Raw genomic sequence first — 7,478 nt, 5'->3', positions numbered from 1 at the left:
CACACGCACTGTCACGACGACGGCGAGCGCATTCGCGACATCCAGCCAGGCGGCGACGCGCGCGGGTGCCGCAGCGCCGTCGCAGTCCGCGCCGGTGCGTAGGGCCGGTGTGCCATCGCCGGCGCAGACGCCCCTGCAGGGAGCGCGGGCCGCCGGGCCGCATGCGTCTGCGTCGCGTCAATCGGGCTCATCGGGCGCGGTTGACGGCGCATCGACACGCTCTCCCGCATCGGGCAATACGCGACCCGCACCGGCAGAACCTCGCGTCGAACCGGCACCGGGCGTGCGCGAAACGTTGCGCAGCATCGAAGAAAACACAGCGCGCTGGACGACGCTCGCCGGCGCAAGCCTCGCGCGGCGTAGTCAGGCGGAGCCGCTCAAGCTGTCGTCGGGCGAGGCAGAGTCCGGGGCGGGTGACGCGCCCGTGTCGGGTGTGTCGGGTGTGTCGGGTGTGTCGGGTGTGCCGGGTGTGCCGGGTGTGCCGGGAGTGCCGGGTGTGTCGGGTGTGCCGGGTGTGCCGGTCGACGGGATAGTTGCGCAGCAGGCGGTGCCCGAACATGCGGAAACCGGCGCCGCGGAGAGTTCCGCTGCAGAGGGTCGTGCTGCGGAAGGCCATTCCGTCGAGAGTCTTCCCGCTGGCATTCAGAACGCCAAAGACTCACTTGCAGATAGCCGCCCCGCACACGGCCACCTTGCCGATGCCTACGCGCCGGACGGTTTGCCACCCCACCCTGCAACAGACGACGCGCCCGCCTCTGCGCCGCACATCGAGCCCATCGCACAGACGACAAACGCGGCAAGCGCCGCCGACACAACGCCGGCCACGCCGCCCACGATCGCACCATGGGACGCGCTCGAAGATGACGTGAGCGCGCTGCGCACCGGCTCATCGACGTTGCCGCATCAGTTTTCGACGGCCGCTGCGGCGCCGCTCGATGCACACAGCACGCGCCACCCGGCGCCGCAACTGCATATCGTGAGCGCGGCCACGGCGCCGGCATCGCCTGATGCGGCATCAGCGACATCAGCGACATCAGCGACATCAGCCGCACAAGCTGCCCCAGCCGAAGACGTTGCCGCAACGCCATCGAACGTGGTGCCGTTCCCAGGCGCGCAGACTGCGACGCACGCGGCATCGCCCGCGCCGGTTCAACACGGCGCACCCGCCGGCAGCGTCGCCGACGAAATGGACAACCGCGCGGATAACCGCACGGACAACCACGCAACCGACCGCGCGAACACGAGCGAAGACACCGTCGAAAACGCAGACGCACCCGGCCACGCCTTCCCCGCCGACACGCCCACACCCGCGTCCGCGCCCGACCCCGCACTCGCCGCCTCATCCGCCCGCGCGCCGCTGCGCGGCCACGCACCGACGGGCTTCGAGTTCCACGCCCCGGCCGCGTCGCGCATCGAATTGCCTGGTCTCGCGCTGCTCGCGCGCGCCTCGACCGAAGTCGAACCGATCTCCGACGAAAAGCTCGCGGAAACCGGTCAACTGATCGAACAGCGCCTGCAGGAGTTCAAGGTGCCGGTGACGGTCGTCGGCGCATCGGCTGGCCCGGTGATCACGCGTTTCGAAGTCGAGCCGGCGCTCGGCGTGCGCGGCAGTCAGATCGTCGGCCTGATGAAGGACCTGTCGCGCGGACTCGGACTCACCTCGATCCGCGTGGTCGAAACGATTCCGGGCAAGACCTGCATGGGCCTCGAGTTGCCGAACGCGAAGCGCCAGATGATCAGCCTGTCGGAAATTCTCGAGGCCAGCGTCTATCAGAATTCGTCGTCGCATCTCACGATCGCGATGGGCAAGGACATCACCGGCCATCCGGTCGTCACCGATCTCGCGAAGGCGCCGCATATGCTGGTTGCGGGCACAACCGGTTCGGGCAAGTCGGTCGCGATCAACGCGATGATCGTGTCGCTGCTGTACAAGGCGACGCCCGAGGACGTGCGGCTCATCATGATCGATCCGAAGATGCTCGAGTTGTCGGTCTATGAAGGCATCCCGCATCTGCTCGCGCCAGTGGTCACCGATATGAAGCTCGCCGCGAACGCGCTCAACTGGTGCGTCGGCGAAATGGAAAAACGCTACCGGCTGATGTCGGCGGTCGGTGTGCGCAATCTCGCCGGCTTCAACCAGAAAATCCGCGACGCGCGAGCGCAGGAGAAGAAGATCGGCAACCCGTTCTCGCTGACGCCCGACGACCCGGAGCCGCTGTCGCCGCTGCCGATGATCGTGGTCGTGATCGACGAGCTCGCGGACCTGATGATGGTGGCCGGCAAGAAGATCGAAGAGCTGATCGCGCGCCTCGCGCAAAAGGCGCGCGCGGCCGGCATTCACCTGATTCTCGCGACGCAGCGTCCATCGGTCGACGTAATCACCGGTCTGATCAAGGCGAACATTCCGACGCGCGTCGCGTTTCAGGTGTCGTCGAAGATCGACTCGCGCACGATTCTCGATCAGATGGGCGCCGAATCGCTGCTCGGCCAGGGCGACATGCTGTTCCTGCCGCCCGGCACCGGCTATCCGCAGCGCGTGCACGGCGCGTTCGTCGCAGACGAGGAAGTGCATCGCGTCGTCGAACATCTGAAGCAGTTCGGCGAGCCGCAATACGAGGAAGGCATTCTCGACGGTCCCGCGACCGAGGGCGCGCAGCAAGACCTGTTCGGCGATACGCCGGACGCGGAAGCCGATCCGCTGTACGACGAAGCGGTCGCGTTTGTGGTGCGCACGCGGCGCGCGTCGATCTCGTCGGTGCAGCGGCAATTGCGCATCGGCTACAACCGCGCGGCGCGGCTCGTCGAACAGATGGAGGCGGCGGGGCTCGTGTCGTCGATGGGGGTCAACGGCAGCCGCGAAGTGCTCGCGCCAGGGCCGGCGCCGGAGTGAGCGTCAGCGCGTGCGCCGCCGGACTGCGGCCAACTACGACCCACTGCCAGCCAACTACCGGCTGACTACGGGCCAACTGGCAGCCGCCCCCAGTCCGGCACGCGCACTCACAAACCCGCCGACGTTCAGGACGGCGACACCCACACGAAATCGACCGGCGCGCCGATATCGAGCCGCGCCGGATTCGCATCGAGCAATCCGCTTTGCAGGTCGCGCCGGAATACATACGCGGTATCGCTGTTCTGGTTGCCGACAATCAACCAGTGCCCGGTCGGATCGATCGAAAATTCGCGCGGCGACTTGCCGAGGCTCGACTGGCGTCCGACTTCGCGCAAGTGTCCATTGGACGGATCGACCGCGTAGATCACGATCTCGTTCGCATCGCCGCGATTGCTTGCATACACGAAGCGGCCGTCGGGCGACAGATGAATCGCGGCCGCGCCTACCTGCCCCTTGAAGCCCGGCTTCGCCATCGGCACCGTTTGCACCAGCGTGAGATTGCCGTCGCCATAGCGGAACACGCTGACGGTCGCCGCCAGTTCGCTTGTCAGATACGCATACTTGCCGTCCGGCGCGAACACCAGATGACGCGGCCCCGAGCCCGCTTTCATATCGACGTAGCGATGCTCGGTCGGGCCCAGCAGTCCGCGGCTGCCATCGGGCGTATAGCGATACGAAAACAGCTTGTCGGCGCCGAGGTCCTGCGCGAACAGATAGTGCCCGTCGGGCGAGAACACCGTCGAGTGCACGTGCGCATTGTCTTGCCGCCCTTTCACCGGACCGCCGCCTTCGTGGTGCACAGTGAGCACCGCGGCGCCGACCTTGCCGTCGGCCTCGAGCGGAAACACCGCGAAGCTGCCGCCCGGATCGGCCGCGACTGAATAGTTCGCGGTGGTCAGATAGCGGCCGTCCGGCGACAGGCTCAGATAGCACGGATCGTTGCCGTCCGATGACACCTGATTCAGGAACGTTAATTGCCCGCTCTTCGCGTCGAAGCCGAACGCGCTGATGCCGCCGCGCTGTGTCGCGGGCCCGTTGTCGCCCGGCAGTTCATTGACCGCGTACACGAAGCGGCCGTCGCGGCTCGCGATCAGATACGACGGATTGACCGTCTTCGCGGACGAGACGCGCGTCGCCGCGCCGCTCTTCGTGTCGAAGCGATACACGTCGATGCCTTCGCTCTTCGGTCCGGTGTAAGTGCCGACAAGCAGGTCGTAGACGCCGTCGGCGGGAGACGCGGCCGTGCCTTGCGCGGACGCGGACGTGGCAATGATCGAGACCATGAGTGCGAGACCTTTTATGATCGAGGCTGTCGAACGTGGGAAGCGGAACAAACGCGGGAACAAACGCGGGAACAAACGCGGCAACGAATGCAGAAACGAGCGCGGCAAAGCGGCGTGAACGGCCGCCCGGTTGCGGCAATGCATGACAATCTCCTTGACATCGGTTTGTTGATTCTGTTGATTCGTTTGTTGGTCGTTGCGGTGCCGCGGGTCCGCCGTCCGCTCGACAGGTTGCGACGTGCTGCGGACCGGGCGCGGACGTGCCGGAGATGTTGCGGTGTAGTGAATCGAAGTAGTGAATCGATGTAGTTGGGCGGTAGCGGCAAGTATAGAAGCGTTACAGCGCATCGCCCAGTCGTGCGCGACGTCGGCTCGAAGCCGGCTCGCTCGCGAGGCAAGGCATCATCATGCAGCAACGCTCGTGGCCTTTCGAGGCTCAATCAGGCTAACTCAAACCATGGAGTCTTCATGAACGTCACACTCAGTCTCGGCCCGCTCGTTTCGTTGATCGCCGGCATCCTGATTCTGGTCATGCCGCGCCTGCTCAACTACATCGTCGCGCTGTATCTGATTATCATCGGCGTGATTGGGCTGTTCGGCATGAAGTAAGCGATGCGCCGAGCCATCGGGCGGGCGTGGCAGCTCGCTCGATGGCGCACACTCGCGTATCGCGTTTTTCGCGTGCGTTTTCGGGTGCCCTTGCCTGCCCGATTTCCGTTAGCCGGCTCGCGCGTTCGGGGGGCTCAACCGGGGCTCAACCGGGGCTCAACCGTTTGCCAGTTGGTCCAGACGCAGGCGTCCCTGCAACGACAGACCACCGACGGCATAATGACCGTCGGCTTCGCTATGGCGTTTGAAACACGCACGCTCGATCAAAAACGAGGCTGCGGTTTCCATACCATTGCGAGACAGACCGAGCGAGCGGCAATCGAGTGACAGCAGCGAGCCGTCAGTCAGTTTGCTGGCGGCGGAAAGAATCGTGATGCAATCGGTTTTCGACGGGTTCAGCATGGCTTTCATCCTCGAAACTGCACCTTGGGCGCAATGCGGCAGCCGGTTTGCAAATAACGCCGCCGCTTACGTTAGACGTCCGGAAATCCGATTGTAGGCATTGAAAATAAGGCCTGCCAATACTCAATTTCACGTTTTTGCGTCATATCAATAACCACCACGCCGCTCCGGTAAGATCGGCCTCTAATGAACGGCGCATTCGCGCGATGCGCATTTTTTACCCGTTGCTTGACCCGATCGTTTGATCGCTTTAACGCCGTATTTTCACGCCGCATTTTCACGCCTATGCCCGCACCCATTGAAGACTATGCACTCGTCGGCGACGGTCACACCGCCGCTTTGATTTCCCGCGATGGTTCGGTCGACTGGCTTTGCTGGCCGCGCTTCGATTCCGGCGCATGCTTCGCCGCGCTGCTCGGCACCGAGGACAACGGCCGCTGGCTGATCGCGCCATGCGGCGACGCGCCGCAATCCACGCGCCGCCGCTATCGCGGCGAAACGCTGATCCTCGAGACCGATTACGAAACGCCGGACGGCGCGGTCACGGTGGTCGACTTCATGCCGCCCGGCAATGGCTGGTCCGAGCTGATCCGCATCGTGATCGGCAAGCGCGGCACCGTGAAGATGCAGATGGAACTCGTGCTGCGCTTCGACTACGGCTTTTCGATTCCGTGGGTCAGCCGTTTGATGCACGACAGCGGCATCAAGGCGATCGCCGGGCCGGATACCGTCGCGTTGCGCACGCCGGTCGAACTGAAAGGCGAGAACATGCGCACGGTCGCCGAATTCACGGTCAGCGTTGGTGAGCGCGTGCCGTTTTCGCTGACCTACTCGGCATCGCATCTGCGCATCCCGCCCGCACACGATCCGCATACGGCGCTCGCGCGCACCGAGAACCACTGGCTCGAATGGTCGTCGCGGGGCAGCGTCGAAGGGCGCTATGCAAAAGAAATCCAGCGTTCGCTGATCACGCTCAAAGCGCTTGCATACGAGCCGACCGGCGGCATCGTCGCCGCGCCCACCACTTCACTGCCCGAACAGCTGGGCGGCACACGCAACTGGGACTATCGCTACGTGTGGCTGCGCGACGCGACGATCACGCTGCTGGCGATGATGCGCGGCGGCTACTACGACGAAGCGCGCGCGTGGCGCGCATGGCTCGCCCGCGTGATGGCCGGCGCGCCCGACCAGGTGCAGATCATGTACGGGCTCGCCGGCGAGCGGCGCCTGCCGGAATTCGAACTCGACTGGCTGCCCGGCTACCAGGGCGCGAAGCCGGTACGCATCGGCAACAACGCGGTCGGCCAGTTACAGCTCGACGTGTACGGCGAAGTGATGAACGCGCTGCATCTCGCGCGCATCGGCGGCTTGCAGGCCGACGAGACCTCGTGGAACGTGCAGCGCTCGATGCTCGCGCACCTCGAAACAATCTGGGAAGGACCCGACGAAGGCATCTGGGAAACGCGCGGCGGGCGCCAGCACTTCACGTTCTCGAAGGTGATGGCGTGGGTCGCGTTCGATCGCGCGATCAAATCAGCCGAATCGTTCGACCTGCCGGGGCCGATCGACCACTGGCGCGAAATGCGCGCGCGCATTCATGCGGATGTCTGCGCGAAAAGCTGGAACCCGGCGCTCAGCGCCTTTACTCAAATCTATGGCGGCGACGAACTCGATGCAAGCGTGCTATTGTTACCCCTGCTTGGGTTCCTGCCGCCGTCGGATCCGCGCATCGCAGGCACGGTCGCCGCAATCGAACGCGATTTGATGCACGACGGGTTTGTGATGCGTTACCGTACGACCGAATTCGACGACGGACTGCCGCCCGGCGAGGGTACGTTCCTTGCATGTTCATTCTGGCTGGTGGACAACCTCGCGCTGCTTGGGCGGGTGACGGAAGCGCGCGAGATGTACGAACGCCTGCTGTCGCTCGCCAACGACGTCGGGCTGCTCGCCGAAGAGTACGATCCGGTGGCCAAACGCCTCGTCGGTAATTTCCCGCAAGGGTTTTCACATGTCGCGCTTGTGCACACGGGGTTGAATCTGATGAAGCATGAGCAGGAAATGGCCAAAGCGACCGGCCAGCCCCCGCACGACGGGCACGGGCCGGCCGCCGGCCCGTTGAACGCCGACACGGAACCCACGCCGGTAGCATGATTTGATGACGTTTATGATGACATCCGTTTGTGGCCTGGCGCACCGTTGCTGCATTGCACAATATCGCGCACGCGGATATCATCGAACGGTCTGTCGGCCGATAATTCATGCCATTTAACAACCTATCCGGGCCGCCTCGA

General features: G+C 64.6%; 4 protein-coding genes and 1 pseudogene. 3 read left to right on the top strand and 2 right to left on the bottom strand.

Going from position 1 to position 7,478, the window contains the following annotated elements:
* Positions 1-1,348: 1,348 nt before the first annotated feature.
* Positions 1,349-2,890, top strand: a pseudogene (locus HV675_RS22290) (DNA translocase FtsK); the annotation flags it as partial.
* 125 nt (positions 2,891-3,015) lie between these two features.
* On the opposite strand, the gene HV675_RS22285 reads toward HV675_RS22290, so the two are convergent.
* The gene (locus HV675_RS22285; protein WP_175113262.1) at positions 3,016-4,173 is read right to left on the bottom strand and encodes a lactonase family protein; all 1,158 of its coding nucleotides are present in this window, start codon (positions 4,171-4,173) and stop codon (positions 3,016-3,018) included.
* 468 nt (positions 4,174-4,641) lie between these two features.
* Here HV675_RS22285 and HV675_RS22280 point away from each other — a divergent pair, with 468 nt between their 5' ends.
* A complete protein-coding gene (locus tag HV675_RS22280; protein WP_175113261.1) occupies positions 4,642-4,782 on the top strand; it encodes a DUF3096 domain-containing protein in 141 nt (46 codons plus the stop codon).
* 156 nt (positions 4,783-4,938) lie between these two features.
* Here the strand turns inward: HV675_RS22280 and HV675_RS22275 are convergent, their stop codons facing one another.
* Positions 4,939-5,184, bottom strand: a complete 246-nt coding sequence (locus HV675_RS22275) for a hypothetical protein (RefSeq protein ID WP_175113260.1) — start codon at positions 5,182-5,184, stop codon at positions 4,939-4,941.
* A gap of 285 nt (positions 5,185-5,469) precedes the next feature.
* On the opposite strand from HV675_RS22275, the gene HV675_RS22270 reads away from it, so the two are divergent.
* Positions 5,470-7,338, top strand: a complete 1,869-nt coding sequence (locus HV675_RS22270) for a glycoside hydrolase family 15 protein (protein WP_175113259.1) — start codon at positions 5,470-5,472, stop codon at positions 7,336-7,338.
* Positions 7,339-7,478 lie beyond the last annotated feature (140 nt).

Source organism: Paraburkholderia solisilvae (genome assembly GCF_902859875.1).
Classification (GTDB): Bacteria; Pseudomonadota; Gammaproteobacteria; order Burkholderiales; family Burkholderiaceae; genus Paraburkholderia; species Paraburkholderia solisilvae.
Note: the sequence above shows the minus strand (reverse complement) of the source record. Positions and strands in the feature narration are given on the sequence as shown.

Coding starts and splice junctions, on each gene's coding strand:
- HV675_RS22280 (WP_175113261.1), top strand. CDS start 4,642: ATGAACGTCACACTCAGTCTCGGCCCGCTCGTTTCGTTGATCGCCGGC.
- HV675_RS22275 (WP_175113260.1), bottom strand. CDS start 5,184: ATGCTGAACCCGTCGAAAACCGATTGCATCACGATTCTTTCCGCCGCC.
- HV675_RS22285 (WP_175113262.1), bottom strand. CDS start 4,173: ATGGTCTCGATCATTGCCACGTCCGCGTCCGCGCAAGGCACGGCCGCG.
- HV675_RS22270 (WP_175113259.1), top strand. CDS start 5,470: ATGCCCGCACCCATTGAAGACTATGCACTCGTCGGCGACGGTCACACC.